Genomic DNA, 25,963 nt, shown 5'->3' with positions numbered 1-25,963 from the left:
GAGTACGCTGGGTCATGACTGGTGCGGGTGACAGAACAGACGGTTGGGGTGGAGACGGCCTCACCCAGTCACAGGCCAAACGGGCCCAACGACTATTCGGATTCTTTGGCGGGTCGGCAAACCGGGTCGGCTTCTTTGCCGCGTTCGTCGGGGGCGTGACCGAGGACGAGTTGCGCGAGCAGTTCGGTGAGAGAGTCGTCGAGAACACTATCGACAACAACATCGATGACTTCACCGAGGAGGAACTGATCTATTACGACGAGGAAGCGGGCGAGTACGTACCGACTGCGTTCGGGGAGAAACTGGTGGCCCCGTTCCGAGCGTTCGTCCAGGTGGCGGAGTGTCACGGGACAGCACTCCCGTTACTTCGGCACCTCCCCTACTGGGACCAGATTCTCGATGTCGCGGATATCGAGCAGATAAGCCCCGAAGACATCACCGAGTACGAAGGTGCGCAGGATATCGGTGGTCTGTACAGTGACTTCGAGGACATCGTCGAGGAAAACGAGACGGTGAGGGAGGTACTCACGTGGAACGCACACCAGCACGGAATGGAGGACTTCGTCGCACAATTCGCCGAAACGGACACGAACGGGGAACTCGTGTTGAAGCGGAGCGAGCTGGTCGACCAGGCCCCCGAAAACGGCGGGATGAGCGAGGAGACTGCCGAAACGCTCGCCGACGAAGGGGTCGATCTCTACGTCTACGAGGGTGATTATCCCGGCGTCCTCTTCGTTGGAGATACGACGGCGGCCCTGTGGGGATGGGGGCCAAACGACGCCTACTACGACGCCGCTATCTACAATGGCACTGATCTCCACGACTGGGGCGTAGAGGAGTTCGAGACGATCAAAGATCAGGCCGATCCGGACTGGAGTGCCTACGAGTGGCAGGACGGTGGTTGAACCACTACCTCCACACCAATGGCCTTTTACTCACAACAGCGACGTCACTCCCCGAGCCGTCGAGGTCACCAGCGGTGTCTCTCACTACCGACTCGTCTCGGTACCATCTGTCTGAGCAGCGGCGTCCCGGACCGAAAGAGTGTCGACGTTCACTGACCGTGTGACACTACCACCGACGGGATAATCACCCCGGCGACCTGGCAACAGCGCCGACACTGAACACCAGTTGTCAACAAGAGTATATGTTATAGGTGAGTCCAGTACTTGTTATCTCGTGAGGGCGGCACCCGTACGACGGGGCCGGCCGGGAGGCAACCATGCTCGGGGCACTTCCGACGGGGCTCGACTTCTCGTCCTACGGAAGTCTGCTTGCGTCGGCGGGGATCGCCTGTCTCTGTCTCGGCGTTGCCATAGCCGGTGGTGCGTTCGGATTCCCCGCACCGGTGGCCTGCGGTGCGGCGCTCGTCGTGTTCGGAGCGCTATTGACGGTTCGAGGGGGTCTCCTCCTCAGACAGGTCCACAGACGTCAGTCACGACTGACAGAGCAGCGAATAGCGGCTGAGCGGGCCCGGACACGTGCCGAGCGTGCTCGGCAGGAGGCAGCCGAGCAGCGGGCCGCGCTCTACGAGACAACCCGCAAACCGGAGCTGGAGCAGGATGCGCAGGTCCGTGAAACCGACGCCGGGTCCACCGACTGACAGCACCATCGTGAAACAGGGGACGTGGCAATCACGATAGTTCGGTACCGTGCCGGCTCACTCCGAGAAGTATCTTCGACCGCCCGCGCCCGCGAGAAACTGACCGTCGATTGCTCACCCGTATCTGGGTGGAACGGATATGCCACTCTCAGAAGGGGAACGACCGCGACCCCGACCGGTGACGCCGCCAGGACCGACAGAACTCCGCGGTCGGATCGCTGTCGCTCGCCTCGTCGTCGGCCGGGTCACGCTCCGGGTCGGCCTGCTCGTCGTCGATGGTCCTGACGGTGGGAATCTTCGACTGACCGGCCAGCAGGTGGTCGGGCAGGTACGTCGTCGTCGGCACGGTCTCGCGCGTGGTGTCCGAGTCGGTCATACACCCACTCTGCGACTGTACATGCATAAACACGCCAGCGTGTTTTCTCCGCGTGAAACGGGGTATATATAGGCTCTTTCAGCGCGTGAAAGAACGGGGGGCGTGCCGTAACGCCCAACCGACTCTCCGTCGAAGCGGTGTGTATGAAGCGGACGCGTGTCGACTCGGATCGCTGGTTCGACGTGCTGGAGGAAACGGAAACGGCCCAGGCCGCAGTCATGACGCTCTCGCCGGGTCAGTCGACGGGCGGCCCGGACAACTACCACGAGCGAAGCGACCAGTGGCTCTACGTGATCGAGGGCGAGGGTCGCGCCGTCGTCGACGGTGAACCGGTCGCGCTCCAGGCCGGCGACCTCGTCTGTATCGAGGCCGGCGAGACCCACGAGATCGAGAACACCGGCGACCGACCACAGAAGACCCTGTCGCTGTACGTTCCGCCCCGGAGTTACGAGTAGCTCACCTGAAACCTATGTGCTGGCCGGCGAATGTGGGAGTATGCCCGAGCCATTCGTCGTCATCGGTGGGGACGCCGCCGGACTGAGCGCCGCCAGCAAGTGCAAACGCGAGGCCCCCGACCGCGACGTGATCGTCTTCGAGAAGGGGCAGTGGGTCTCCTACGCCCACTGTGGCGAACCCTACTTCGTCAAAGGCGAGGTCGACAAACTTGAGGACCTGCTCTCGCTGACGCCCGCGGAGATCGAGGAGCGCGACATCGACCTCCGGCGGGGCCACGAGGTCGTCGCCGTCGACCCCGACGCCGGGACGGTCACCGTCGAGGGTCCCGGGGGCGAGTTCGAGCAGTCCTACGGTGACCTGCTGGTGGCGACCGGCGCACGGGCGGTGACCGGCCCCATCGAGGGGAGCGAACTGGACGGTGCCTTCCCGCTGCACGGGCTCGACGACGCGGCCGCGATCCGTGCGTTCCTGCTCGACCCCAGCGAGGACGCGCTCGCGGACGTGGGCGGCACGGACTTCGTCGACCGCGAGCGCGTCGAGCGGTTCGGCGGCATGGCCCCACCCGAGACGGCGGCCATCGTCGGGGGCGGCTACGTCGGCGTCGAGATGGCCGAAGCCCTGTCGGCCCACGGCCTCGACGTCCACGTCTTCCAGCGGTCGGGCCACCTCCTCTCGCCGTTCGGCGAGGCCGTCGGCGAGGCGGTCGCCGAGGAACTCCGCGAGCAGGGCGTCACGCTCCATCTGAGCGAGGAGGTCGAACGAGTGGCCGGCGACGGCCGCGTCGAGCGTCTGGAGTGTGCGGGTGGGACCGCCCTCGATGTCGACCTCGCGGTCGTCGGCGTCGGCGTCGCGCCGAACACGGACCTGCTGGACGGAACCGCGGTCGAACTCGGCGAGGGCGGCGCGGTCGCGGTCGACGAGTACGGCGAGACCAGCGTGGACGGAGTCTACGCCGCCGGCGACTGCGCCGAGGACGACCACACCGTCACCGGCGAACCCGCGTGGGTCCCGCTCGGACTGACCGCCAACCGCGCGGGCCGAGCGGTCGGCGCGACCGTGGCGGGCGATCCCACGCCGGTCGGTTCCATCGCGGGCACGGCCGTCGTCAAGGCCTTCGAGCAGGAGTGTGGTCGTGTGGGTCTGCTCGACGACGAGGCCCGCGACGCCGGCTTCGATCCCGTCAGCGAGACGATCACCACGCGCTCGCGGTCGGGCTACTACCCCGGGGCGGCCGAGACGACGGTGACGCTCGTCGCCGACCGGGCGAGCGAGCGCCTGCTCGGGGGCACCATCGTCGGCACCGACCGCGCGGCCGTCCGCATCGACACCGTCGCGACCGCGCTGGAAGCGGACATGACCGTCGCCGAACTCGAACGCGCGGACCTGGCCTACGCCCCGCCCTTTAGCCCCGTCTGGGACCCGATCCTCGTCGCCGCGAAGGTGCTGAACGGGAAGCTGAAAGATTGATGCTCGGGACCGCCCAGGACACGCGTATGACCGAAGTCACCGTCTACTCCCGGGAGAACTGCCACCTCTGTGACGAGGCGAAAGCGACCATCGAGACGGTGGCCGACGAGGTAGCGGTCGAGGTCGAGATCGAGGAGATCGACGTGGACGAGGACCCCGACCTCCGCGAGGCGTACGGCGAACGCGTCCCCTACGTCCTCGTGGACGGGACACCCAAGTTCAAGTTCCGGGTCGACGCGGCCGAACTCCGCCGGGAACTGGAGTCCTGACCGCCCGCCACCCGGCCGCCGTCGCGTTCCACCGTCTCGGCTCCGGGTAGCTGTCGCGTAACTAACTCCGGCGGTGCGGTACCGGCGAGCGGATGGATCGACGAACACTGCTCGCGCTCCTCGGTGTCGGTGCGGTCGGCGGCCTCGCCGGCTGTGGCGGTCCCGAGAGCCAGCCGTCACCGACGGGCACACCGACCGGAACTATGACCCAGGCAGAGACCACCACGGCCGACGAACAGCCAACCGACGAACAGGCCGGCGACGGCCGGATGGACCCCGGCCTCGTGACCGTCACCGTCGACGAGAGCGTCGACGCCACGGTTCGACGGATCGAAAACGACGTGGCGGGGAGTCCGCTGACGCTCCTGGCGGCCGTCGACCACGCCGAGAACGCCGCGTCGGTCGACCGGAGCCTCCCGCCGACTCGCCTCCTGCTGGTCGGCAACCCCGACGTGGGGACGCCGCTGATGCAGGCCGCCCGCTCGGTCGCCATCGACCTCCCGCAGAAACTGCTGGTCTGGGACGACGGCGGCCAGACGAAGGTGACCTACAACGACCCGCAGTATCTCGCCCGCCGCCACGGCATCGAGGGCCAGACCCAGCGGCTGAACCGGATCGGCTCGGTCCTGAACGACCTCGCGACCGGTACTGGACGGTTCGGCGGCACGGAGGGCACCGGGCCCACCGGCACGCCGACCGACACGCCGAGCCCCGGCCAGTGACGGGTCGGAGAGGAGAGGGGCGACCCGAACCGGATCAGTCCGCCGTCGCGGTCGCCTCGGGCAGGTCGTAGGTCACACCCGTCAGGTCCTCGGAGAGGTCCCAGAGTCGGCTGGCGCGTTCGGGGTCGCGGGCGCGCCGGGAGGGCGTGTCTTCGGCGGGTGACCCGCGCATGTTCATGAACCCGCTCGGGCCGATGTACTCGCCGCCCCGGAGGTCGGACGCGGTCGCGGCGTACAGCATCGGGAGCGCGCCGGTCGCGGCGTCCTGTGCGAAGACGGCGTTGGCGACTTTCATCATCGCCAGCCGGAGCGTCGAGCCGGCCTGTTCGGGCCCCCGGCGCTGGAGGTTCGTGTCGGCGTAGCCCGGGTGACAGCCGACGCTCGTGACGCCGTCGACGCCGGCCGCGTCGAGTCGGCGATCCAGCTCGAAGGCAAAGAGGAGGTTAGCCAGCTTGCTCTGGCCGTACGCGTCCCACTTGCCGTAGTCGCGCTCGCTCTGGAGGTCCCCGAAGTCGATCTCGCCGTTCTCGTGGAGGCCACTGGACTGGGTGACGACGCGGCTCTCGCCGTCGGTCTCGCGCAGGGTGTCCAGCAGGTGCCCGGTCAGCGCGAAGTGACCGAGGTGGTTCACGCCGAGTTGCATCTCGAAGCCGTCCTCGGTCTCGCTCCGGGGAATCGCCATCACGCCTGCGTTGTTACAGAGCGCACGCAGGTCGTCGTACTCGTCGGTGACCGTCTCGGCGAAGGCCGCGACGCTGTCGAGGTCGGCGAGGTCCAGTTCCAGCACGGAGAGGTCACCCGGGGGCGCGTCGCGGCGGATCTCCTCGGCCGCGGCCTCGCCGCGCTCGACGCTGCGACAGGCCATGACGACCGTCGCGCCCGCGTCGGCGAAGGCCCGCGTGCCCTCGAAGCCGAGGCCGCTGTTCGCGCCGGTGACGATCACTGTCTCGCCCGACAGGTCGGGCATCTGTGCCGTCGTCCACTCGGACATACCCCCACTACGTGCGCCAGCGACAGAAAACTACTCCTCGTACGGCCAGTTCGGGTCCCGGCGCTCGTCCTCGCGGGGGTCGCGGGTGTCCGGCGCGGCCCCCGGCGTACAGGCCCCGTGTTCCTCGAAGTTCTCCCGGGCCTCGGCCAGCGAGACGTGGTTGGTGTCCCCGACGTAGGCCGGGTTGTGGAACTGGACGGGGTCGTCCATCCAGTCACAGACGGGACAGACCTCGTAGGACCCCGGCTGATCCTCGGGCAGGGACTGGTAGCCACAGCAGGGGCAGAAGCCGAGTTCGCGCGAGGCGGGGTTCCCGTCGGGGTCCATCGACGGTGTGGGATTCGGACCCGTCCCACATAGTAGTGCGGTTCGGTCGACCCCGGACCACCCGGGCCCGCTCACTCCGACTGGGCGGCCTCGACCTTCCCGGCGTACTCCTCGAGTTCGGCGGCGAGTTCCCGCGCCTCGGCCGCCGAGAGCGTGACGTGGTCGGCGTGGGGCTCCACCGAATCGAGTTGCGTGTTGTCCATCTCCAGCTGGAGTTTCACGTGGTCTGGGTCCTGGCGCGGCGCGGTGACGTTCAGGACGGCCAGGGCCTCCTCGTCGAAGCCGTGGCCCTCGACGCGGCCGTCCAGCAGGTCGAACGTGGTGTAGGCGTTGACTTTCAGGAGTCGGTCTACCATACCGGCGGTTGGATCGCCTCGAACTTACAATCCCGCTTTGTGGCACGGAGTCCACCGAGGGCGGCGCTCGGGAGCCCGGACGAGCGAGACGGCGGCACGCGTATGCGGTCGGACCATCTCGGCCCGAGAGGCCATCCACGAGCCGCGACCGGCCCCACAGCGTAGGAATTCCCCGAGGAATTAACTCCCGGCTCGTGGGACTCGTAGATATGTACGACGCGATACTGGTTCCCACCGATGGGAGCGAAGGGACGACGCGAACGCTCGAACACGCGGTCGAGCTGGCGCGAAATCACGACGCGGCGATCCACGCGCTCGCGGTCGTCGACGAGCGCAAGTATCAGGCACTTCCCGAGGAGCGCCGCGACGAGGCCAGCGAGACCATGCAAAAGCGGGCCGAGCGGGCGGTCGGCGAGGTCCGGACCCGCGCCGAGGAGGTCGACGTTCCGGTCACGACGGCGATCCGGGAGGGAATCCCCAGCGAGCGGATCGTCGAATACGCGACACAGAGCGGCGTCGACGTGATCGCCATCGGCACACACGGGCGCAGCGACCACGAACGGTACGCTCGCCTGGGAAGCGTGACTCAGCGCGTCGTCGAGAACGCGAACGTCCCCGTGTTCGTCGTCCACGTCGACGACTGATACCGTCGCACAGAACAGATCGACACGGACGCGAGCCACGGCCTCGCCTTCGACGGTCGTGCCCACCCGAAACGGGGGATATCAGTCGTCGGAGGGGAGCGGCTGGCCGGAGCCGTCCGTCGGCGCGGGCGAGGCGTTCATGTCGTCGTCCTCGGCGTAGGGGTACCACGTCATCTTCGTGTTGTGCATGTACGGGTCCTCGTAGCTGGTCTCCTCGGCCTCCGCGAGGTCCTGCAGTTCGTCCTCGTCGCGGGCCGCGATGAACTCGCGGAAGGTCTCGCCGTCCTCGCGTTCGGCCTCGTAGGTCGCCAGCAGGTTCTGGATGTATCCGGGCACCTCGTCGGCGGCGACGCGCATCTCCACCCAGTCGGCGAAGTGCGGGTCCTCGCCGAGGCCGCCGCCCAGGCCGATGTCGAAGGCCTCGACCGGCTCGCCGTCCTTGCGCGTCTTCATGCCGCGCAGGGACACGTCGGCGATCTGGGGCTGGGCACAGGAGGCCGTACAGCCCGACAGGTGGATGTGGAAGTCCTCGACGCCGTCGGGGAGTTCGACGTTGTCCTTGAGCCAGCGGGCGTACCGGACCTGGCGGTTCTTCGTCTCGGTGATCGACAGCGAACAGAACTCCGAGCCCGTACAGGCGATGGACCCGCGCATGAACGGGTGCGGGTCCGGCGAGTAGTCCTCCAGCAGCGGCTCGTCGAGCAAGGCGTCGAGGTTCTCCTCGGGCACGTCGGTGACGATGACGTTCTGGCGCTGGGTCAGGCGGACCTCGCCGGAGCCGTACTCCTCGGCGAGTTCGGCCAGTTCCAGCGTGTCGTCGGCACCCATCCGGCCGACGAGCACGTCCAGACCGACGTAGTAGTTGCCGTCGGGCTGTTCGTGGACGCCCACGTGGTCGCCGTGGCCGTCGTTCTGGCCGGCGTTGTAGGTGTACTGGTCGCGCATGTCCTCGCCCGCCGTCGGGAGCTCGAAGTCGACGAACTCCTCCTGGAGGACGCGGCGCATCTTCTCGGGGCCCCACTCGTCCATCAGGAACTTGATGCGGGCGTTGAAGCGGTCCTCGCGGTCGCCGTACTCGCGGAACAGGGCGCTCATCCCGGCGGCCACGTCGCTGGCCTGCTCCGGGGGCACCCACACGTCGATGTCGCGGGCGAAGCGCGGTTCCTTGCGGGAGAGCCCGCCGCCGACGCGGACGTTGAAGCCGAGTTCGCCGTCCTTCTTCGCCGGCTCGAAGGCCAGGTCGTTGATGTCGCCCTGGCCACAGCCCTGGTCACAGCCGGTGACCGAGACTTTCCACTTCCGGGGCAGGTTGGCGTAGTCGTCGTTGCCCTTGAACTCCTCGTGGAGGTCCTCCGCGACGGGCCAGGCGTCGATGTGTTCGTGCTTGTCCTTGCCGGCGACCGGACAGCCGACGATGTTCCGCCAGGAGTCACCGCAGGCCTGCTGGGTAGAGAGACCGTTAGATTCCAGTTTCTCGAAGATCTCGGGCACGTCCTCCAGTTTGATCCAGTGGAGCTGGATCGACTGGCGGGTGGTCCAGTCACAGTACGCGTCGCCGAACTCGGGGTTGTCGACGGGGCCGGTCGCGTACTCCTTGGCGACCTCGCCGATGACCTCGAGCTGGCCGGGCTCGATCACGCCGTTCGGTGTCCCGATACGCATCATGAAGTAGCTCTCCTGGCCCGACCGCTGGTGGTACAGGCCCCACCACTTGAACCGCTCGAACCAGGCGTCGTGCTCGTCTTCGGGAATCGCGTCCCAGCCCTCCTCCGCGAACTCCATGAGGTGCTCACGGATCTCGTTTCCGTAGACCTCGGATTTCCAGTTCTCGACCTTGCTCGGCATACGCAAGGGTCTAGCACTACACTCATATAGCGTTCTCCCCACCGACAAACCTCCCCACCTCTTCGTGGTAGCGGATGATGTTGCCGGCTAATCAGGACGGGCGAGTCGCGTTCGTTTCCGCGGTACGTGGACGCTCTCGGGGACGACACCGTAGAACTGGCCGTCTTCGGGGTCGATGACGCGGCCGACGGTGAGCCAGTCGGTGACGCCCTCTGTCCCGCACTGGATACAGCGCCCGGCGAACCGGGCGTCGATGTCGGGGTAGTCGACGCCGACCTCGACGACGCCTTCCGCGAGGAAGTCCGCCATCTCGCAGTCACAGAACTCGTGGCGGGCCAACAGCCACAGATCGGAGACGTTGATCTCCCGGGAGTCGTTGACGCTGATCCAGGCACCGTCGTCGAGTTGGTGGACGTCGGTGGTCATTCGCTCACCCTTCTCGCCCGAGTCACCTGAGTGGTCCGGCGCGGACAATACTCGCCGGGGTCGGGCCGGCCACGGGGGAAACCGGCCCATGTGGTCGCCACAGGAGGGGACTGTGACGCGATACCACGAGGCGTAGTCAGAGAAAGGGGACATCTTTTGCCGGTATTCGGGAGTACGGGTGAGGATTACAGTTGCGGGAGGCCTTATGATAGTAGGGCCATTATAGAGGAGTGATGACTGACAGTGACGGTGCGACCGACGGCGTGGCCCAGCAGGCCCCAGCGGACGTTGCGCCGGAGCTGTACGAACCAGATCAGGAGCTGGATTATCGATGAGCGAACACGCAACAGACCCCGACACGGAGGAGGAAGAGGACGTGCCAACCGACCATCTCGACGACCTAGACGACGGCTGTGGCTGTGCCGAAGTCTGGGAGCACACCAGCGAGCGCCGCGAGGCCGCAGACGACTGACGAATGCCCGGCGACCTACGGGACTCTTTTATCATTCGTCGCCCTAGCACGAATCGATGACCGACGGGCCTGCGGAGGGACCACCAACGGACCGCGAGTCGCCAGTGGGCCGTCCCGTCATCAGAGGCGACCCGACGCTCACTGGCGAGCACGCCGAGCGTGCAGTCGCGTTCGATCCGGACGACCCCGACAGCCTCGCGGAAGCCGCCGAGACCGTCAGCCAGTTCTCACAGAACACCGCCGGTGCCCCCGACAACGTCTACATGCTCCGGGGCGCGGCCGCCTGTGCCGCCCTCGTGCGGGGCGAAGGGTCCTACAAGGCCGCGTCCGAGCGCGCCGGCGGCGACGCCACCGTGGCGTTCATCCGGAAGTGGTCGCGGGTCCACGACCTCCCGCGGTCGATCCGCCGCCACGTCGCAAAAGGCGAGATCGCGCCCACCGCCGCCAAACACATCGCCCGCGTGGCCGGCGAGGCCCGCCTGTTGCTCGCGTGGGCCGCCCTCGACCACGATCTCACCGTGCGCCAGATCCGCTCGGTTGCCAGTACCGTCAACGACGGCCACACCGTCGAGGAAGCCCTGGCCGCCGAGGGCGTCACGCTCGGCGAGATGTCGATGGAGCTCTCCCAGGACGCCTACTGCGAACTCCGCCGGCAGGCCGCGCTGGAGGACGTCGATCCCGGTCGGCTGGTCGGCGAGGCGCTGGAGACCTATCTCGACGAGTGATCCGACTGCAGTGGATCGAAACTGTTTACCACCCGACCGCCTCACCTTCGCACGAGGGCCGGTAGCTCAGTTAGGCAGAGCGTCTGGCTTTTAACGAGTTCGCCCGTTCGATCCGGGCGAATTCGGGAGTGACCAGATGGTCGGGGGTTCAACTCCCTCCCGGCCCGCTTTTGCGAGGCACAGTGTGCCGAGCAAAGCGGCCAGAGGGTGTTGAACCCGGGGAGACGCAGCGCGAGCGGAGTGAGCGACCGTCTCCACTCGGTTCAACTCCCTCCCGGCCCGCTATCGCTGTCGCGAACAATTCGTGAGCGACAGCATTGCGTCCCGGAGGGATTGAATCAGACCGAGGTTCTGCGCGGAGCGCAGGTTCTCGGGCGTGGTTCAACTCCCTCCCGGCCCGTACGTCGCCGCGAACAGCCCGTGAGCGGCGAATACGTCAGGAGGGGTTGAAGTAGAGCAGTCGCGCGCAGCGTAGCGAGCACGTCTCCACTCGGTTCAACTCCCTCCCGGCCCGTACAGTGAACCGATTAGCGAGCCGAAACGAGACCGGGGACTTTACGGGGGTCACCGAGGAGGTGTGGCATATGATAGGCTTCAGTGATAGACTGGAACTGCTGGGACTGCTGGCGGGGGCGTTCCTGGTCCTCGCGGGGCTGGGGACCATCGCGGGGACGCCCTGGACGACGCTCGGCGGGGCCGTCGGCGGCCTGAAAGCCGTCGGCGGGCTGTTGGCTATCGGCGTCGGTGTCGGACTGGGATGGCTCTCGCGGACGGAGGCGGGGCCGGCGTAGACGAGACAGGACAGAGCGTAGCGGTCGGACTCCTGCGGATCGAGACGAGCCGTTCTCCGAAAATCGAGAAGCGACGAGTCGCAGTCAGTCCTTGACGGGGAGGTACGCCGCGCCGAGCAGGATGATGGCGGCGCCGAGGCTGACGTAGACGATGCCCCAGAGACCGTTCTTCCGCTCGGTGAAGTACTCCTGGCGCTCGACGTCTTCGAGGTAGCCATCCACGTTCTCCGAGAGGATCACGGTGCTGTTGTCCGGGAAGTGGGCGACGTACTGGGTCCCACCGAGAGTGAGGTTCCCGCCCTCGGAGAGCGAGATCGTGTTCTCCTGCGGGGAGGTCCAGGTGAGTTCGGCCGCGGACGTGGTCACGTTCGTGACGGTGGCGTTGACCTGCCCGTCTTCCTCGGCGACGTACTCGTACTCGTCACCGACGGCGAAGGTGCGCGTCTCGGGCGCGGGGAGGTACTCGTCGAGCGGTTCGAGGGTCTGGTTCTCGCGGTAGACGACCTGTTCCTCGCCGTCGACGGTGACGGTCTCGTTCTCGACCGCCGAATCGCTGGCCAGGATACCACTGACGTTGAACTCCTCGCGGAGGTCGAACTCCGAGACGCCGGTGCGGTTCTCGATGACGACCGTCCACGACTGGTTGTTGTAGGTCGTCGTGGCGTTGTGCTCCAGCGACGCGGTCGCCTGCGCGGACTGGTTGGTCCAGGCGAGTTCACCGCTACCTTCCGAGACGGAGGCGATGTAGATCCGGTCGCCGATTCTGAGCGTGTCGCCGTCGCCGAGCTCCTGGCCCTGCACGTCGATTTCGGGTCGCTGGGCGTCGACGACGGTGATGTAGCCGAACGACCCCGCCCCGATGGCGAGGAAGAGAACGAAGTATATCGCCGCGGCTCGTCGTTGCATACTTCGAGGCTGGGGAGGACAGCCTTTAATCGTTACTTTTCGCCAGCGAGACCGTCACCGGCCGGTTCCGATCACTTCGACGCCTGTCGCGCCCGGTCGCGCTCGTTCTGTCCCGCGTCAGGCTCGTCGACCGTCGCCGTCGCCAGCGTCGCCGCCAGCGCCATCACGGCCCGCTCGTGGTCCGCCTTCGACGCGTGGGCCGCCATCGGCGACACCGTCTCCGCAGTCGCGTCCACGTCAGTCACGCCCCGCGCCGCCAGCGTCCGCTGTGCCACGGCGAGCAACTGGTGGAGGTACAGGAATTCGTCTTTCCGCATCGATATTGGATAGGGGCTGGACGACCCTAAACCGCACGACGGCAGTGTTACCACCCCGCACGAACGCGGCCCGAAAGACTGGCCACGTGACGAGCGAGTCAGGCCGGTCGCGGCGTCGGGAGCGCGCGGTGGCGCCGCGGCGGCACCAGGAAGTTCCCGCGGTTCTGGACGAAGATGTACTCGAGGATGCCGTTGTTGACCCGCTGTCGGATCGCCGGGTTGTCGGTGAGGTCGTCGCCGTTCATCGCCTCCCGAACGTCCTCGAACGTCGAGAGTCGGCGCTGGAGCGACGGGAAGTGGAGGCTGGCCACGTCGTCGTCGGTCGACTCGACGTGTCGCCGGAGGATGCGGACGTTGCCGTCTTCGTCACGATTCGCGCGGGCGGCCTTCTGTGCGTGCCCGACCCGGCCGTGCTCGCCGATCGACTGCTCGATGGCCTCGGGGTCGAGGAACTGGTCGATGCCGCTGTCGGCGCCGAGGTTGTCCCCGACGCCCTCGACGAGGCCCTGCTCGGCGTGGCCGGGGCTGAACATCTCCATGACGCGTTCCTCGAAGCTCTGTTCCTCGTACCAGTCACCCAGTCGCTGACGGAGGTTCGCGACGTGTTTGGTCGTCCCGTCGGCGAACGGGCCCTCCTGGATCGTGACGTAGTCCTCGGTGGCCTGGTTCCCCGCGAAGCCGGCCTCGAACCCCATAAAAAGCGGCGACTGCTCGGGGACCGGCAGGGAGTCGGGGATGCCGCTGATCGGCTCGCCGCCCTGGGCCTGGCGCTCGGCGGGTAACCCCGCGCCGATGAAGCCCGTCCGGCGGTCGTCGACGGTCAGCGCGTCGCTCAGTTTCGTGTCGACGGCGATCCCGTTGGCCTCGCTCCGGTCGCCGAACATGGCTTCTTCGGCCTCCAGCACCACGTCCGCGCGGTCGCTGGCCAGGTGGAGCAGGGCGTCCTGCGTGTCGAACTCGGGGTTCTCGAACCCCGAGAGCCGCCGGGGTTCGGGCAGGTCCACGCTGTCGGGCAGGGACTTCTCGAACCGGTCGAAGTAGGCTGGCGAGTAGGCGAGCGAGTAGACCAGCCCCTCGTTGCTCCGCTCGTAGGCGCGATCCAGCGTTCGCAGGGCCGCCGCGACGGTCTCGCGGGCGTCCTCGCCGGGCGGCCCGTCGGCGTCGACGGTCAGGTACAGGAACGTCTGGTGGCGGGGCAGGTGGACGTTCCCGTCCGCGTCCACGCGCACGCGGTCGTTCCAGGCGTGCTGGCGCTGTGGGAGTGTCGAGAGATCGGAAACACCCTCCGGGACGGGCTCGCCGGCCCGCGGTGCCCGCCCGAGGCAGGCGCTCAGGGCGGTGGCCCCACCCATCGCGACGGCGGCTTTCATGAACTGCCGGCGGGGTAGCGAGTCGTCGAGGTCCATCAGAGTTGCACCTCCATGTCGGGCATCGTCAGGAAGGCCATCTCGTAGCCCTCGTGGCGAGTCAACTGGGGCGGCGTGTCGACCGTGATCGAGAGGGTGTCGCCGTCGGCCACCTCGGGGACGGCCGCGCCGTAGTGATAGCCCAGGTCGGGGTCGAGCGTCGATTCGAGGGCCAGCGAGTCGCCGGCCAGCGCCCCGGACAGCGTCATCGACGGCAGGACCATCCGGTTGTACGGCGTGTGTGCGAACACCGCCAGGTACTGCCCATCGCCCTCGATGCCCGCGGGCACCGTGTCCTGCACCGTGACGACGAACACGGCGTCGCCGCTCGTGGCCGTTCCGCGGACCTCGCCCGGCAAGTCGGTCTCCGGCGGGACGGTCGCGCTGGGTGCCATCATGTCCATCGGCTCCAGGGCGGCGCGTTTGCCCGCGTCGTCGTACTCCTGATAGGGCAGGTCGTCGCGCGCGCTCTCGCTGTACTCGAACTCGATCTCGGCCGTTTCCGGTTCGGTGAACCGACCCCGGAAGGCACCGGACCGGCGAACGCGGTCCTCCGGCACCGACCCGACGTCGATGCTGGCGGTGTAGGTGCCGTCGCCGGTCCCCTCGAGGTTGTTGCCGTAGTGCAGTCCCATCGGCTGGGACAGCATCGCGTACATGTTGGTCTGGTCGGCCAGCGACCCGTCTTTCGTCAGTTCGACGGTCAGACTGGCGTTGGGCAGGACCGTCTTCGTCTCGGGGTCCCAGACGACGGTCATGAAGTGCATCGCCGTGCTCCCGTCGAGTTTCTTCAGGTTGGTGTCCGACCCCGTGACCTCCCAGAAGCGGTGCGGATAGCTGTACATCGCGGCGATCTCGTACTCGCCGGCGGTCGTCGATCCGACCATCTCCATCCCCTCGGAGTGCGTCGGATAGTAGACCGCATCAGGGCGATTCTCGACCAGCGGCGGCGACCGGACCGACCGCGACTCCGTCTGGAGACAGCCCCCGACGATCCCCGCGCCGACCAGTCCGGCCCCCACCCGGAGGACAGCACGTCTGTTCATCGCCCGGCAGTAGGCATCCGACACAAAAGCGCGTTCCGGTTCACGACACTGCGTCACACGTCCGAGCGACGCGCCAGCCACACGGCGATCACGACGGCCGCGAGTGCGACGCCCCAGATTCCCGGCCCCGCACCGTCCGCCGCGGTTCCGGCGGGCGAACCGGTCGTGGGCGTCCGGCCGACAGTCCTGCTATTCCCGCCCGAATCGGCGAGCGTCGGCGTGTTCACGCGAATCGGGTCGCCCCCGTCGGGGACTCGCTCGTATCGGCTGGCGACCGGTTCGCCCGCGACGCGAATCGCCGGATCGCTCCCCGGTTCGAACCGGCCGCTCCCGTCGTCGGTGTGGACGGCGACCGCGACGACCGCCCGCTCGTCGAGCCCGGTGGTGTTCACGGGCACGCGCACGCCCGTGTGTCGGCCCGCCGAGAGCGTCCGGGACCCGAGTGGCCGGCCGAGCGTCCCGTTCTCGGTCGCGTGGACGACGAGATGCCCCGCTTCGGGGAGCGTCGCCGCGACGACCGTGAGCGTCCCGTTTTCGAGCGGGCCGGCCCCGCTGGTGACGACCGAGGCGGGTTGCTCGCCTCTCGCGACCGGGACGGGCTGGCCGGCCGGACCGCCGAACCAGGTCAGCATTGTGTCCGCGGCCGGATCGAAGTCGTCCCCCGTCTCGGCGTCGGCGTGCAGCACCGCCCACAGCGTCGCGTTCCCGGTCACGTTCGCCCAGAACCCGTCGTCGGCCCGGACGCTGACGCCGCGGTGGCGGCCCGGGTCGAGTGGCCGGACGCCGACGATCCGTCCGGGTTCACCGCCGTCGTCGGCCCGCAGGACCAGGTACCCGTCCGTCGAGAGGAAGGCCTCCTCGACGACGACGGTGCCGTCGGCCGACACCTGCGGGTTGGCTGTCGCGTGATTCCCGTGAGCGACCGCGAGGCCAGCCCCCGCGACGGCGAGGGCGATCAGGCCGACGAGGAAAACACCCGCGCGCATCTCAGATCGACAGCTCCATCGGCGGCATCTCTACGAAGGCGCGTTCGTACCCCTCGTGACGGGCGATCTGTGGCGGCATCGCGACGGTCAGACGGAGGCGGTCGGCGTCATCGAGCGCGGGAGTCGCCGCGCCGTAGTGATACCCCAGATCGGGGTCGAGCGTCCGGACGAGATCGCCGTCGAACGCGCCGACCGACGCGGAGAGCGACATCGCGGGGACGAGCAGTCGGTTGTACGGCGTCCGGGCCGACACCGCCAGATACGGGCCGTCACCCGCGACGCCCGCGGGCGGGTCGGACAGCCGGACGACCTCGAACACCGCGTCGCCACTCCGCGCGGTCCCGAGGTGCGTCCCCGGCATGGCCCCGACATCGGGCGCTCGACCGAGCGGGAACGTGGCGTCCATCGGCGCGACGGCCCCGGGCTCGCCGGCCCCGGAGATCGAGCGGGTACCGATCCGGCGGCGGTCCCGGGCGGTGAACCGGAACGGGATCTCGACCGTCGTCGGCTCGTCGAACTGGCCGTGGAACGCGCCAGTTCGACGGATCGAGAGGGCACCCACGTCGATCCGGGCGCGGTAGTCGCCGTCGGCCGGGAGCGTGAAGTTGCCCCCGTAGTGGACGCCCATCCGCTGAGAGAGCATCGGATAGATGACCTCCTCCGAGACCAGTCGCCCGTCCCGTTCGAGTTCGAGCGAGAGCCCCGTCTCCGGGATCGCCACCTCCGTCTCGGGGCCCCAGACGGTCGCCATCAGGTGGACACGGTAGCCGTCGCCACTTCCCTTCGGGACGAGCGACCGCTGATCGTTCGTCACCGTCCAGAACCGGTGGGGGACCGTGTACAGCAGCGCCACCCGGTAGGGCCCGGCGGTCGCCGTCCCCAGCCGTCCCATCCGCTCGACGAACGGCTGGACGTACACGCCGCCGTCGCCTGATCCGGTTGGAGTCGAAAGAGGTGCCGTCCCGGCTCCCCCATCGGTCGGCGTTCCCGCGGTTCGCGGCCGGTTACAGCCCGCGAGGCCGACACCGCCACTGCCGGCGAGGAGGGCGAGCAGGCGTCGCCTGTGCATTCGAAACCGAGTTCGGGCGGCGAGGAGTTAGAGGTTCCCCTGTCGCCCGCTCAGACCAGCGTCTCGGGCCGATCCGAGAGGTAGTCGAAGACAGCGCCGAGGCTGAACCCGTACGCGAGGTGGCTCACCAGCGTCAACACGGCGTAGAGCGCGAGCGTGAGCGTCCCGCCGCCGACGCCCTGGGAGAACGCCAGCACGAACCCCGTCCAGAGGACGAACCCGTAGGGCAACCCCTTCGTGGCGAACCGCTCGCCAGGGAGGTACGCCGCCGTCGCGGCGAACAGCAGCGGCCAGGTGACCATCCCGCCGCCGAGAAAGACCAGGAAGCCGACCGCGACGGCGTTCGCCGGGAAGATCACGTCCAGCCCGGTCAGGTCCGCCAGGATACCGAACGAGGTCATGTCGAACGCGCCCAGCGACGACGCCACGAACAGCCCGATGCTCATCGCGGCCGTCCCGACCAGCCCACCCAGGGCCCCGATCAGCCCGTCCGTGACGATGCCAGCGAGGTGATCGAAATCCGGCTCCGCGACCTCACCCTCGACCGCCGGCTCGAACTCCTCGGCGCTCGTTTGTGTGTCACTGTCAGCCATGATAAAGACACACGTGCCCGAGCGACAAAAGCAATGCGCACACGTTCGCTTGCGCGTTCATATTGGCACTCCGGACCGATTGGGTCTGGTCGCTCGCGAGTCGTTCACAACAAGACGCCACGGGCCGGATATTGCACCACGGTCGCGGCACGGCCGCTCCCTGGTTCAAATCACGGCCGATGGGTCTGGTCGCTCACGAATTGTTCGCGACACAGAAGCCAAGGGCCGGATTTGAACCGGCGATGATCCGCTCTGCAGGCGGACGCGTTCGGCCAGACTCTGCCACCTTGGCGCAGTCGTTAGTAGTCGAGAACCGCGTTTAAGCGTAGCGGTCTAATACGACCGCGGCAGCCCCAGGGTGTGCTCGGCGATGTGATTGCGCATCATCTGTGACGACCCCGGCGCGACCGTGCCGAGGCGACTGCCTTTCCACATCTCGACGATCATGTAGTCACGGCTGAACCCGTTCCCACCGTGGGTCTGCAGCGCCACGTCCGTCGCCTCGTGACCCGCCTCCGACGCCCGCAGTTTCGCCATGTTCGAGACCTCCGCCGTCTTCTTCATGTCTTCGGTGCCCTCCGTCTCGTCCATCAGCCACGACGCCTTCTGCACCAGTAGCTTCGCCGCCTCGACCTTCGAGTACGCGTCCGCGAGCGGATGCTGAATCGCCTGGTGGGCCCCGATCGGTTCGTCGAACACCACACGGTCGTTCGCGTACTCGACCGCCCGCTCGATGGCGTTCCGCCCCACACCGATGGCCCCCGCCGCACCGACCAACCGTTCGGGATTGACCGTGTCGAACAACTGGTACAGCCCCATGTCCCGCGTCCCGATGATGTCGTCCTCGGTCGCCTCGTACCCGTCGAAGGAGAGTTCGTACTGGTTCTCCGGGGTCGGAATCCCCACGTCAAGCTCCCTGCGCTCGATGTTCTCGTCCTGTGGATCGGCCAAAAACAGCGTGATCCCCTGCGTCCGCTTTGCCACCTCGTCTTTGGGCGTCGTGCGCGCCACCAACAGCATCTTGTCCGCCTTGTCGACCCCGCTGATCCACTGCTTGCTCCCGTCGATCAGGAAAGTCCCATCGTCCTGTTCCTCGGCGAACGTATCCAGGTTCGGCGCGTTGTGCCCCGCGTTCGGCTCCGTCAACGCCATACAGAAGTTCAGGTCGCCGTCCACCAGCGGCTCCAGGAGTTCTTCTTTCTGTGTCTCAGAACCGTGGTTCGTCAGTGTCACCGCACCGAAAACGACGTTCACCACGAACAGCATCTCCGCACCCATGCTCCCGTGGGCCACTAACTCCTCGACGATGGTCGTCAACTCCCGAATGCCCATACCCTCGCCGCCGTATTCTTCTGGCACCGTGACCCCGAGAAAGCCCGCGTCGGCACAGTCCTGCCAGAACTCCGTCGGCTCCATACCGTCCGACACGTCCCGCCAGTAGTCGTCGCCGTACCCGCTGGCCACATCACGCGCCGTCTCCCGCATCATCCGGTGTGTCTCCGACTCCGCGAACCCTGATTCGTCAGTGAATGACATGCACCCTACGAGGGGCTACCGGCAAATAAAGATGTGAACTTTCAACGACCAGACGGTTGTCGACCGTTCGAAAGCGAGCGTCAGCCGTCGCTGGGTGGTTCGAAATAGAAAGACCCGCACCAGCGCGCTGCTGGTGCGGGTCGAAATGAGTGGAGGCGGCGAACCGGGTCTCCCAGAGGCTCGCGCACTCAAGTAGGCCCCGGAACGCTGGCGGGCTTAACTTCCGTGTTCGGGATGGGTACGGGTGTAACCCCGCCGCTGTGGCCGCCTTAACGCCGACTCGCGGAATCGAACCGCGATTCTCCAGTGTCGGTGGTGTGACTGTGTGTACGTGCGATCCAGTTAGCGCCTGGACTCGTGTGGAATCGAGTCTCAATGCGGTATGATTGGTGGCTTCGATCAGTTAGTGCTCGCGGGCTAAACACCTCGTCACCTCGGTGCGTACACCCCGAGTCTATCGATCTCGTCTTCTACGAGTGATCTCGGCGGTACCTCTTTTCCAGGTGGGTTTCGAGCTTAGATGCGTTCAGCTCTTACCCCGTGTCGCGTGGCTGCCCGGCACGTGCCCTCTCGGACAACCGGTACACCAGTGGCGACCATCCGTAGTTCCTCTCGTACTATACGGACGTTCCCGTCAGGTACCATGACACCCCCAATAGATAGCAGCCGACCTGTCTCACGACGGTCTAAACCCAGCTCACGACCTCCTTTAATAGGCGAACAACCTCACCCTTGCCCGCTGCTGCACGGGCAGGATGGAGGGAACCGACATCGAGGTAGCAAGCCACGCGGTCGATATGTGCTCTTGCGCGTGACGACTCTGTTATCCCTAGGGTAGCTTTTCTGTCATCAATGGCCCGCATCGGGCGGGCGCATTGGTTCGCTAGACCACGCTTTCGCGTCAGCGTCCCTCGTTGGGCAGGACACTGTCAAGCCATCTTTTGCTCTTGCGCTCTTCGCCGCGTCTCCGACACGGCTGAGATGGCCTTAGGGCGCGCTCGATATTCTTTCAAGCGCGTACCGCCCCAGTCAAACTGCCCGGCTATTGGTGTCCTCCTCCCGGAGTGAGGGTCACAGTCACTAACGGGTAGTGTTTCATGTGTGCCTGGGTGGCCCGCTAGCGCGGGTACCTCTGTAACGGCTCCTACCTACTCTGCACATTAGCGACCATGTCCCAGCAACAGCCTGCAGTAAAGCTCCATAGGGTCTTCGCTTCCCCTTGGGGGTCTCCAGACTCCGCACTGGAACGTACAGTTCACCGGGCCCAACGTTGGGACAGTGGCGCTCTCGTTAATCCATTCATGCAAGCCGCTACTGAAGCGGCAAGGTACTACGCTACCTTAAGAGGGTCATAGTTACCCCCGCCGTTGACGGGTCCTTCGTCCTATTGTACTAGGTGTTCAGATACCCGCACTGGGCAGGATTCAGTGACCGTACGAGTCCTTGCGGATTTGCGGTCACCTATGTTGTTACTAGACAGTCGGAGCGCCCGAGTCACTGAGACCTGCCTCTTTCCGAGGCAGGCATCCCTTATCGCGAACTTACGGGACTAACTTGCCGAATTCCCTAACGTCGGTTGTCCCCGACAGGCCTTGGCTTTCGCCGCCACGAGCACCTGTGTCGGATCTCGGTACGGATTCTCTGCTCCCTTTTCACGGGCCCCAGGTTGAACCGGCTTGCGCTATCCCGCCGTTCGTCCGCTTCGTGCCATTACGGCTTCCACGGATTTGGACGGTTCGTCCGGGCGAAGGCCCGGACCGGTCGACCCCGAGGCGTCGGTTTCACTGCAGAGAAGCACTGGAATATTAACCAGTTTCCCTTTTGTCCGTCGCGAGTTACGAACGGACTTAGGACCGGCTAACCCTCGGTTGACGAACAGTGCCGAGGAACCCTTGCTCGTAAGGCCGTCGGGATTCTTACCCGACTATCGCTGCTACTATGGCCAGGATTTTCGTCACTGATCGGTCCACAGGAGTTCTCACCCCTGCTTCCACCCAATCAGAGCGCCGACCTACGCGGTCGCCCGGTAAAGGGCGCGGCCAGGTCTCGGTGGTGGACTTGAGCCCCGATCATTTTGGGCGCCCCGAACCTCGGCCGGTAAGCTGTTACGCTTTTCTTAGAGGGTAGCTGCTTCTAAGCTCACCTCCCGGCTGTTTAGGGCTCGGGACAACCTTCGATCGCACTTAGTCCACACTTTGGGACCTTAACCCAGCTCTGGGTTGTCTCCCTCACGGTGCACAGGCTTACCCCGCACACCGGACTCCCCGCGTCGACAGCGTCCGTAGGTTTGGAGTTTGACAGTGGAGCCGACTCCTCTCGGAGGCGGACACCACAATCGGTCGCTCTACCCCACGGACTACCTCGGCGGAGGTCATGCTTCGACATGTTTCGGTCGGAACCAGCTGTTTCCGGATTCGATGGGCCTTTCACCCCTACACGTAGGTCACGGGAGGGTATTGTAGGACACCATCCCTAACAGGCTTCCACGTGCCTTTCGGCACGCTTCACCTTGCCCACGCGTAGATCATCCGGTTTCGGGTCGTACCCGTTTGACTCCCCGCGCTTGAACACGGCGGCCCTGGTGCAAAGCACTGCGGCCATGTCGGTTTCCCTGTGCCTTCCCCGATGACCGGGTTAGACTCGCCAAACAAGTACACTCCCTGGCTCGTTTTTCAAAACGTACGACGGAACACCGGCTTCCTGTGGGTCCTACTGGAGGGTCGCCCCTCGGTCGTTTGCCACAGGACCTTTCGTGCCCCGTCGCTCCATCGCCAACTGATTTCAAGCCCTATTGCACCTCCCTTCTGAGGGTGCTTTTCAGCGTTCGCTCACGCTACTTGTTCACTGTCGGTCTCAGGTAGTATTTAGCCTTGGCAGTCGATGCCTGCCGTGTTCACGAGGGATTTCCAACCCCCGATACTCTGGAACTGACGCACACCGTACTGGTCTTCACTACGGGGTTGTCACCCTGTGTCACGCTCCGTTCCAGGAGACTTCGTAAAGACGATCCGGTGATGAGTGTCAGCCCGAACACCACATTGCCCGAAGGCTTCGGTTTGGGCTGTGTCGCGTTCACTCGCGGTTACTGACGACATCACATTCGTTTTCTCTTCCTGCCGGTACTGAGATGTTTCAATTCCCGGCGTTCCCCATTGCGCGAAGCAATTGCAGTGAGGATTCCTATTCGGAAATCTCCAGTTCTTCCCCTCCGTGCGGGTCCCTGGAGCTTATCGCAGCTTGGCACGTCCTTCGTCGGCACCTGAGCCGAGCTATCCACCAGCTGGCATAGTAGCCAATCGCTGATGATGACCTGGAATGACTCCAGATCATGTTGGTGACCCGGACTAGGTCCGGGTCGTGTAGTGACTCGGATATGATTCCGAGTCGCGTCCGCCAGACTACGTCTGGCGTGCTGTCAGACTCAGAGAGTCTGACAACGTCTCAAGACTCGATGAACTGCACACGAGTCCAGTGGACGCCTGGATCGCACGTACACACAGTCTCATCTGCAACGCCCGGTGGTTGCCGGTGCGTGCATCAACCCTTCCCACTCGCGTTCACACGGAGTGGTGCATCGGTCTTCCGTACCCGGATCGAACGTCGTGTCCCACTTAAGGGGCACGGTTCGGCTCCGGTACGGGATATGGACCCACTGGGATTTGAACCCAGGGCCTCCGCCTTGCAAAGGCGGCGCTCTGCCGCTGAGCTATGGGCCCTTCCCTGCGGACAAATGTCAGCCCTGGCAGTTCATAGGTGCTCGGTCGGTTCGTGGCTCGAACGCGATCCTCCAAAGGTGGGCTGGGTGTGACCCCAGTCCCGGTCTGTAGGAGGTGATCCAGCCGCAGATTCCCCTACGGCTACCTTGTTACGACTTAAGCCCCCTTGCGAAGCCCAGATTCGACCACCGCATGGTGGCCTCATCCGGACCTCACTCGGGTGCTTTGACGGGCGGTGTGTGCAAGGAGCAGGGACGTATTCGCCGCGCGCTAATGACACGCGACTACTACCGAATCCAGCTTCATGCGGACGAGTTTCAGTCCGCAATCCGAACTACGACCGGGTTTAGGAGATTAGCTCTCCCTCTCGGGGTCGCGTCCCACTGTCCCGGCCATTGTAGCCCGCGTGTTGCCCAGCACATTCGGGGCATACTGACCTACCGTTGCCCGTTCCTTCCTCCGCTTTGGCAGCGGCAGTCTCCCTAGTGTACCCAGCCAACACAAGGTTGCTGCTGGCAACTAGGGATGCGGGTCTCGCTCGTTGCCTGACTTAACAGGACGCCTCACGGTACGAGCTGACGGCGGCCATGCACCTCCTCTCAGTGGCTCCAGTAAGGTCATCAACCTGACCTTCACTGCACACTGTCGGTGCTGGTGAGATGTCCGGCGTTGAGTCCAATTAAACCGCAGGCTCCTCCGGTTGTAGTGCTCCCCCGCCAATTCCTTTAAGTTTCATCCTTGCAGACGTACTTCCCAGGCGGCTCGCTTCACGGCTTCCCTACGGCACAGCGCAGGCTCGTAGCCTGCGCCACACCTAGCGAGCATCGTTTACGGCTAGGACTACCCGGGTATCTAATCCGGTTCGAGACCCTAGCTTTCGTCCCTCACCGTCGGGTCCGTTTTCCTGAGGCGCTTTCGCCACCGGTGGTCCGTCCAGGATTACGGGATTTCACTCCTACCCCGGACGTACCCCTCAGGTCTCCCGGCCCCAAGCCGAACAGTTTTCGCCGGACGCCTGCCCGTTAAGCGGGCAGATTTCCCAACGAACTTGCTCGGCCGGCTACGGACGCTTTAGGCCCAATAATAGCGGCCATCACTCGTGCTGCCGGTATTACCGCGGCGGCTGGCACCGGTCTTGCCCAGCACTTGTTCCTGTACCACCTTACGGTACAGAAAAGCGAGGACTGTATGCCCTCGCACTCGGAGTCCCCTTATCGCACTGTCGTGCAGTGTAAAGGTTTCGCGCCTGCTGCGCCCCGTAGGGCCCGGAATCTTGTCTCAGATTCCGTCTCCGGGCTCTTGCTCTCACAACCCGTACCGATTATCGGCACGGTGGGCCGTTACCCCACCGTCTACCTAATCGGCCGCAGCCACATCCTATGGCGCCGGAGCGTTTCCAGCTCTCTGCACTCCAGCATGAGAGCCGTATTGGAGATTAGCCTCAGTTTCCCGAGGTTGTCTCCATCCATAGGGCAGTTTGGCCACGTGTTACTGAGCTATCTGCCACGGGTCTGAACCCGTGCGACTAGCATGGCTAAATCGGACTCCGATAGCAATGGCCTCCGGCAGGATCAACCGGAATGTCTCCTGGCCGAAGCCAGGAGGGTTAGGCGGGACACACTCTCGAAAGAGTGTGACTATCGAAGGTATAACACGTTCGACGACACACGGACCGACCGAGTGTCACCGAACTGCCAGGGCTAACATCAGATCCCATCTATACGGCGGACCGCAGGGGTGGAATCCTCATTCATTGCGGACCTAATTGTACACCGGGACACCGTATAAGGGTGTCGGTGTTCGTTCGGACCGCTGCCGGGCGATGTCGGCCCCGGACCGGCCGTGTCTGCATTCCTTCCGAATGCCCTGTTACACTTAAGGGCATCGGATCGGTCACGCCCGGAATCCGCATCCGGGGCGGCCGTGTGTGTTTGCGAAGATCCCCTTCGTAGACTTAAGGGGATCGATGCAGACCGCCGGGCAGTGGGCTTCGTCCCACCGCCCCGCCTTCGTGTTTCTTCCGATGGGGGTGATTTACTTAAGCCCGTCGAACCGGAGCCGATACGGCAGGCGATTCCATGGGAACTGCTCGCGCGCGCTCGACCCGCTACCGGTCCACATACATGTACCGGATCTGGTAGATGGCTGTAATCGGGTCGGCAGGAACTGTCGCGTGGGCGGAGGCCGGCCGGTCATCCCGCGCGTGGTGCGTTCGGTCTGGCCGGGTGTTTCCACGCAGTCGGCGGTTGGATCGAGAACGGGTTATGTTTGTGGGTACGTGCCCGTGTGCGCGCAGTGAAAATGGACGCAAAGAAACCTCCGTCGAAGCCGCGTACTCAGATCTCCTCGAGGTGTTCGACACCTTGTTTCTCGACGTTGCCTTTCGTGATCTCGTTGGGCATCCAGTCGGGTTTGTCGTCCGGCGCGTCTTCCTCCCAGGCCCACCCCTCGTAGATGTGCACTTTGTGCGTGCCCTTCTCGCGGAGCCGGAGCTCCGTTCGGTCGGCGGCGGACTCACTGCTCGCCGGATCGAGCCGCCGGGCCGCCTTCAGTGCTGCCTGCCGGGGTGTGCCACCGGAGAAGACGCTGGACTCGTCTCCGTTCGACTCTCGAAGCGCGAAGTTACGCTTATCTTGGTCACGTGCCATGGTTTTCGCCTCTCCGTGTCAATTCAGCACATGACCAACCATAAATATACCCCCGGATCCCCCCGCCGTCGGGCGGTGAATTTATATAGTATCCGATAAACCGCTCAGGGGTTTAGGCGAAAATCAACCGGTATCGGGCGGATTTCGCCCGTGCTGGCGCGCGGGCGCGGTCGACGATGGTGTCCTCTCGGCAGTTCGCCGGCCAGCAGGCCCCGTGAGAGACCGACCTCGCACGGTAAGCTTAAGTAACTCCTACGGCGAACCACGACG

General features: G+C 65.4%; 25 protein-coding genes, 3 tRNA genes and 3 rRNA genes. 11 read left to right on the top strand and 20 right to left on the bottom strand.

What is annotated here, in order from left to right; translation table 11 throughout:
• Positions 1–170: 170 nt before the first annotated feature.
• Entirely contained in the window at positions 171–905 is a 735-nt protein-coding gene (locus ACOZ4N_RS16525; protein ID WP_424017458.1) for a hypothetical protein, read from the top strand.
• 317 nt (positions 906–1,222) lie between these two features.
• Positions 1,223–1,603, top strand: a complete 381-nt coding sequence (locus ACOZ4N_RS16520; protein WP_424017457.1) for a hypothetical protein — start codon at positions 1,223–1,225, stop codon at positions 1,601–1,603.
• A 148-nt stretch (positions 1,604–1,751) separates the two neighbouring features.
• Here the strand turns inward: ACOZ4N_RS16520 and ACOZ4N_RS16515 are convergent, their stop codons facing one another.
• Positions 1,752–1,979, bottom strand: a complete 228-nt coding sequence (locus ACOZ4N_RS16515) for a hypothetical protein (protein ID WP_424017456.1) — start codon at positions 1,977–1,979, stop codon at positions 1,752–1,754.
• A 143-nt stretch (positions 1,980–2,122) separates the two neighbouring features.
• Between ACOZ4N_RS16515 and ACOZ4N_RS16510 the strand changes: the two genes are divergently transcribed.
• The 4 genes from ACOZ4N_RS16510 (at position 2,123) to ACOZ4N_RS16495 (ending at position 4,893) form a co-directional block, all read left to right on the top strand.
• The gene (locus ACOZ4N_RS16510; RefSeq protein ID WP_424017455.1) at positions 2,123–2,434 is read left to right on the top strand and encodes a cupin domain-containing protein; all 312 of its coding nucleotides are present in this window, start codon (positions 2,123–2,125) and stop codon (positions 2,432–2,434) included.
• 40 nt (positions 2,435–2,474) lie between these two features.
• A complete protein-coding gene (locus ACOZ4N_RS16505) occupies positions 2,475–3,902 on the top strand; it encodes an FAD-dependent oxidoreductase (protein ID WP_424017454.1) in 1,428 nt (475 codons plus the stop codon).
• A 26-nt stretch (positions 3,903–3,928) separates the two neighbouring features.
• Positions 3,929–4,171 carry a glutaredoxin family protein gene (locus tag ACOZ4N_RS16500; protein WP_424017453.1) on the top strand — a complete coding sequence of 81 codons (243 nt, stop codon included), beginning with the start codon at positions 3,929–3,931 and terminating at the stop codon, positions 4,169–4,171.
• Positions 4,172–4,263: 92 nt separating this feature from the next.
• Positions 4,264–4,893 (top strand): DUF302 domain-containing protein, encoded by a 630-nt coding sequence (locus tag ACOZ4N_RS16495; RefSeq protein WP_424017452.1) that lies wholly within the window; start codon positions 4,264–4,266, stop codon positions 4,891–4,893.
• A 34-nt stretch (positions 4,894–4,927) separates the two neighbouring features.
• Here the strand turns inward: ACOZ4N_RS16495 and ACOZ4N_RS16490 are convergent, their stop codons facing one another.
• The 3 genes from ACOZ4N_RS16490 to ACOZ4N_RS16480 all read right to left on the bottom strand — a co-directional run bounded on the left by ACOZ4N_RS16490 (position 4,928) and on the right by ACOZ4N_RS16480 (position 6,567).
• Positions 4,928–5,884 carry an oxidoreductase gene (locus tag ACOZ4N_RS16490; protein ID WP_424017451.1) on the bottom strand — a complete coding sequence of 319 codons (957 nt, stop codon included), beginning with the start codon at positions 5,882–5,884 and terminating at the stop codon, positions 4,928–4,930.
• A 30-nt stretch (positions 5,885–5,914) separates the two neighbouring features.
• The gene (locus ACOZ4N_RS16485; protein ID WP_424017450.1) at positions 5,915–6,211 is read right to left on the bottom strand and encodes a CPCC family cysteine-rich protein; all 297 of its coding nucleotides are present in this window, start codon (positions 6,209–6,211) and stop codon (positions 5,915–5,917) included.
• A 71-nt stretch (positions 6,212–6,282) separates the two neighbouring features.
• Positions 6,283–6,567: a DUF6360 family protein gene (locus ACOZ4N_RS16480; protein ID WP_092691405.1), complete on the bottom strand. Its 285-nt coding sequence runs from the start codon at positions 6,565–6,567 to the stop codon at positions 6,283–6,285.
• A 209-nt stretch (positions 6,568–6,776) separates the two neighbouring features.
• Between ACOZ4N_RS16480 and ACOZ4N_RS16475 the strand changes: the two genes are divergently transcribed.
• The gene (locus ACOZ4N_RS16475) at positions 6,777–7,211 is read left to right on the top strand and encodes a universal stress protein (protein ID WP_424017449.1); all 435 of its coding nucleotides are present in this window, start codon (positions 6,777–6,779) and stop codon (positions 7,209–7,211) included.
• 81 nt (positions 7,212–7,292) lie between these two features.
• On the opposite strand, the gene ACOZ4N_RS16470 is transcribed toward ACOZ4N_RS16475, so the two are convergent.
• Positions 7,293–9,056 carry a nitrite/sulfite reductase gene (locus tag ACOZ4N_RS16470; RefSeq protein WP_424017448.1) on the bottom strand — a complete coding sequence of 588 codons (1,764 nt, stop codon included), beginning with the start codon at positions 9,054–9,056 and terminating at the stop codon, positions 7,293–7,295.
• A gap of 87 nt (positions 9,057–9,143) precedes the next feature.
• Positions 9,144–9,482, bottom strand: coding sequence for a hypothetical protein (locus tag ACOZ4N_RS16465; protein WP_424017447.1), 339 nt, complete (start codon positions 9,480–9,482; stop codon positions 9,144–9,146).
• 331 nt (positions 9,483–9,813) lie between these two features.
• Between ACOZ4N_RS16465 and ACOZ4N_RS16460 the strand changes: the two genes are divergently transcribed.
• From ACOZ4N_RS16460 to ACOZ4N_RS16445, 4 genes are all read left to right on the top strand, one after another.
• The gene (locus ACOZ4N_RS16460) at positions 9,814–9,954 is read left to right on the top strand and encodes a hypothetical protein (protein WP_175452826.1); all 141 of its coding nucleotides are present in this window, start codon (positions 9,814–9,816) and stop codon (positions 9,952–9,954) included.
• Positions 9,955–10,010: 56 nt separating this feature from the next.
• Positions 10,011–10,679 carry a DUF7119 family protein gene (locus ACOZ4N_RS16455; RefSeq protein ID WP_424017446.1) on the top strand — a complete coding sequence of 223 codons (669 nt, stop codon included), beginning with the start codon at positions 10,011–10,013 and terminating at the stop codon, positions 10,677–10,679.
• A gap of 55 nt (positions 10,680–10,734) precedes the next feature.
• Positions 10,735–10,846 (top strand) — tRNA-Lys (locus tag ACOZ4N_RS16450).
• 417 nt (positions 10,847–11,263) lie between these two features.
• Positions 11,264–11,470, top strand: a complete 207-nt coding sequence (locus ACOZ4N_RS16445; protein ID WP_424017445.1) for a hypothetical protein — start codon at positions 11,264–11,266, stop codon at positions 11,468–11,470.
• 84 nt (positions 11,471–11,554) lie between these two features.
• Here ACOZ4N_RS16445 and ACOZ4N_RS16440 read toward each other — a convergent pair whose 3' ends face one another.
• The 14 genes from ACOZ4N_RS16440 to ACOZ4N_RS16375 form a co-directional block, all read right to left on the bottom strand.
• Positions 11,555–12,376: a hypothetical protein gene (locus tag ACOZ4N_RS16440; RefSeq protein ID WP_424017444.1), complete on the bottom strand. Its 822-nt coding sequence runs from the start codon at positions 12,374–12,376 to the stop codon at positions 11,555–11,557.
• Between the two features lie 71 nt (positions 12,377–12,447).
• Positions 12,448–12,693 carry a UPF0058 family protein gene (locus ACOZ4N_RS16435; protein ID WP_424017443.1) on the bottom strand — a complete coding sequence of 82 codons (246 nt, stop codon included), beginning with the start codon at positions 12,691–12,693 and terminating at the stop codon, positions 12,448–12,450.
• 98 nt (positions 12,694–12,791) lie between these two features.
• Positions 12,792–14,099: a DUF7405 family protein gene (locus ACOZ4N_RS16430; protein WP_424017442.1), complete on the bottom strand. Its 1,308-nt coding sequence runs from the start codon at positions 14,097–14,099 to the stop codon at positions 12,792–12,794.
• Positions 14,099–15,145 carry a DUF7350 domain-containing protein gene (locus tag ACOZ4N_RS16425; protein ID WP_424017441.1) on the bottom strand — a complete coding sequence of 349 codons (1,047 nt, stop codon included), beginning with the start codon at positions 15,143–15,145 and terminating at the stop codon, positions 14,099–14,101. The genes ACOZ4N_RS16430 and ACOZ4N_RS16425 overlap by 1 nt, the downstream gene beginning before the upstream one ends.
• A 53-nt stretch (positions 15,146–15,198) precedes the next feature.
• Entirely contained in the window at positions 15,199–16,131 is a 933-nt protein-coding gene (locus tag ACOZ4N_RS16420; RefSeq protein ID WP_424017440.1) for a DUF7282 domain-containing protein, read from the bottom strand.
• 1 nt (position 16,132) lies between these two features.
• On the bottom strand, positions 16,133–17,200 hold the full coding sequence (locus ACOZ4N_RS16415) for a DUF7350 domain-containing protein (RefSeq protein ID WP_424017439.1): 1,068 nt from the start codon (positions 17,198–17,200) through the stop codon (positions 16,133–16,135).
• A 50-nt stretch (positions 17,201–17,250) separates the two neighbouring features.
• Positions 17,251–17,793, bottom strand: coding sequence for a DUF6789 family protein (locus ACOZ4N_RS16410; protein WP_424017438.1), 543 nt, complete (start codon positions 17,791–17,793; stop codon positions 17,251–17,253).
• A 216-nt stretch (positions 17,794–18,009) separates the two neighbouring features.
• Positions 18,010–18,085: transfer RNA gene (locus ACOZ4N_RS16405), tRNA-Cys, on the bottom strand.
• A 41-nt stretch (positions 18,086–18,126) separates the two neighbouring features.
• Positions 18,127–19,329, bottom strand: coding sequence for an acyl-CoA dehydrogenase family protein (locus ACOZ4N_RS16400; RefSeq protein WP_424017437.1), 1,203 nt, complete (start codon positions 19,327–19,329; stop codon positions 18,127–18,129).
• Positions 19,330–19,479: 150 nt separating this feature from the next.
• Positions 19,480–19,601: ribosomal RNA gene (gene rrf / locus ACOZ4N_RS16395) — 5S ribosomal RNA — on the bottom strand.
• Positions 19,602–19,713: 112 nt separating this feature from the next.
• A 23S ribosomal RNA gene (locus tag ACOZ4N_RS16390) occupies positions 19,714–22,630 on the bottom strand.
• Positions 22,631–22,973: 343 nt separating this feature from the next.
• Positions 22,974–23,045 (bottom strand) — tRNA-Ala (locus ACOZ4N_RS16385).
• A gap of 109 nt (positions 23,046–23,154) precedes the next feature.
• A 16S ribosomal RNA gene (locus ACOZ4N_RS16380) occupies positions 23,155–24,627 on the bottom strand.
• The 16S, 23S and 5S rRNA genes sit together here with 1 tRNA gene alongside, the layout of an rRNA operon.
• Positions 24,628–25,381: 754 nt before the next feature.
• A complete protein-coding gene (locus tag ACOZ4N_RS16375; RefSeq protein ID WP_424017436.1) occupies positions 25,382–25,693 on the bottom strand; it encodes a non-histone chromosomal MC1 family protein in 312 nt (103 codons plus the stop codon).
• Positions 25,694–25,963: the final 270 nt, after the last annotated feature.

It is taken from the genome of Halorientalis pallida, from assembly GCF_049605515.1.
Lineage (GTDB): Archaea > Halobacteriota > Halobacteria > Halobacteriales > Haloarculaceae > Halorientalis > Halorientalis pallida_A.
Note: the sequence above shows the minus strand (reverse complement) of the source record. Positions and strands in the feature narration are given on the sequence as shown.

Coding starts and splice junctions, on each gene's coding strand:
- ACOZ4N_RS16520 (WP_424017457.1), top strand. CDS start 1,223: ATGCTCGGGGCACTTCCGACGGGGCTCGACTTCTCGTCCTACGGAAGT.
- ACOZ4N_RS16515 (WP_424017456.1), bottom strand. CDS start 1,979: ATGACCGACTCGGACACCACGCGCGAGACCGTGCCGACGACGACGTAC.
- ACOZ4N_RS16510 (WP_424017455.1), top strand. CDS start 2,123: ATGAAGCGGACGCGTGTCGACTCGGATCGCTGGTTCGACGTGCTGGAG.
- ACOZ4N_RS16505 (WP_424017454.1), top strand. CDS start 2,475: ATGCCCGAGCCATTCGTCGTCATCGGTGGGGACGCCGCCGGACTGAGC.
- ACOZ4N_RS16500 (WP_424017453.1), top strand. CDS start 3,929: ATGACCGAAGTCACCGTCTACTCCCGGGAGAACTGCCACCTCTGTGAC.
- ACOZ4N_RS16495 (WP_424017452.1), top strand. CDS start 4,264: ATGGATCGACGAACACTGCTCGCGCTCCTCGGTGTCGGTGCGGTCGGC.
- ACOZ4N_RS16490 (WP_424017451.1), bottom strand. CDS start 5,884: ATGTCCGAGTGGACGACGGCACAGATGCCCGACCTGTCGGGCGAGACA.
- ACOZ4N_RS16485 (WP_424017450.1), bottom strand. CDS start 6,211: ATGGACCCCGACGGGAACCCCGCCTCGCGCGAACTCGGCTTCTGCCCC.
- ACOZ4N_RS16480 (WP_092691405.1), bottom strand. CDS start 6,567: ATGGTAGACCGACTCCTGAAAGTCAACGCCTACACCACGTTCGACCTG.
- ACOZ4N_RS16475 (WP_424017449.1), top strand. CDS start 6,777: ATGTACGACGCGATACTGGTTCCCACCGATGGGAGCGAAGGGACGACG.
- ACOZ4N_RS16470 (WP_424017448.1), bottom strand. CDS start 9,056: ATGCCGAGCAAGGTCGAGAACTGGAAATCCGAGGTCTACGGAAACGAG.
- ACOZ4N_RS16465 (WP_424017447.1), bottom strand. CDS start 9,482: ATGACCACCGACGTCCACCAACTCGACGACGGTGCCTGGATCAGCGTC.
- ACOZ4N_RS16460 (WP_175452826.1), top strand. CDS start 9,814: ATGAGCGAACACGCAACAGACCCCGACACGGAGGAGGAAGAGGACGTG.
- ACOZ4N_RS16455 (WP_424017446.1), top strand. CDS start 10,011: ATGACCGACGGGCCTGCGGAGGGACCACCAACGGACCGCGAGTCGCCA.
- ACOZ4N_RS16445 (WP_424017445.1), top strand. CDS start 11,264: ATGATAGGCTTCAGTGATAGACTGGAACTGCTGGGACTGCTGGCGGGG.
- ACOZ4N_RS16440 (WP_424017444.1), bottom strand. CDS start 12,376: ATGCAACGACGAGCCGCGGCGATATACTTCGTTCTCTTCCTCGCCATC.
- ACOZ4N_RS16435 (WP_424017443.1), bottom strand. CDS start 12,693: ATGCGGAAAGACGAATTCCTGTACCTCCACCAGTTGCTCGCCGTGGCA.
- ACOZ4N_RS16430 (WP_424017442.1), bottom strand. CDS start 14,099: ATGGACCTCGACGACTCGCTACCCCGCCGGCAGTTCATGAAAGCCGCC.
- ACOZ4N_RS16425 (WP_424017441.1), bottom strand. CDS start 15,145: ATGAACAGACGTGCTGTCCTCCGGGTGGGGGCCGGACTGGTCGGCGCG.
- ACOZ4N_RS16420 (WP_424017440.1), bottom strand. CDS start 16,131: ATGCGCGCGGGTGTTTTCCTCGTCGGCCTGATCGCCCTCGCCGTCGCG.
- ACOZ4N_RS16415 (WP_424017439.1), bottom strand. CDS start 17,200: ATGCACAGGCGACGCCTGCTCGCCCTCCTCGCCGGCAGTGGCGGTGTC.
- ACOZ4N_RS16410 (WP_424017438.1), bottom strand. CDS start 17,793: ATGGCTGACAGTGACACACAAACGAGCGCCGAGGAGTTCGAGCCGGCG.
- ACOZ4N_RS16400 (WP_424017437.1), bottom strand. CDS start 19,329: ATGTCATTCACTGACGAATCAGGGTTCGCGGAGTCGGAGACACACCGG.
- ACOZ4N_RS16375 (WP_424017436.1), bottom strand. CDS start 25,693: ATGGCACGTGACCAAGATAAGCGTAACTTCGCGCTTCGAGAGTCGAAC.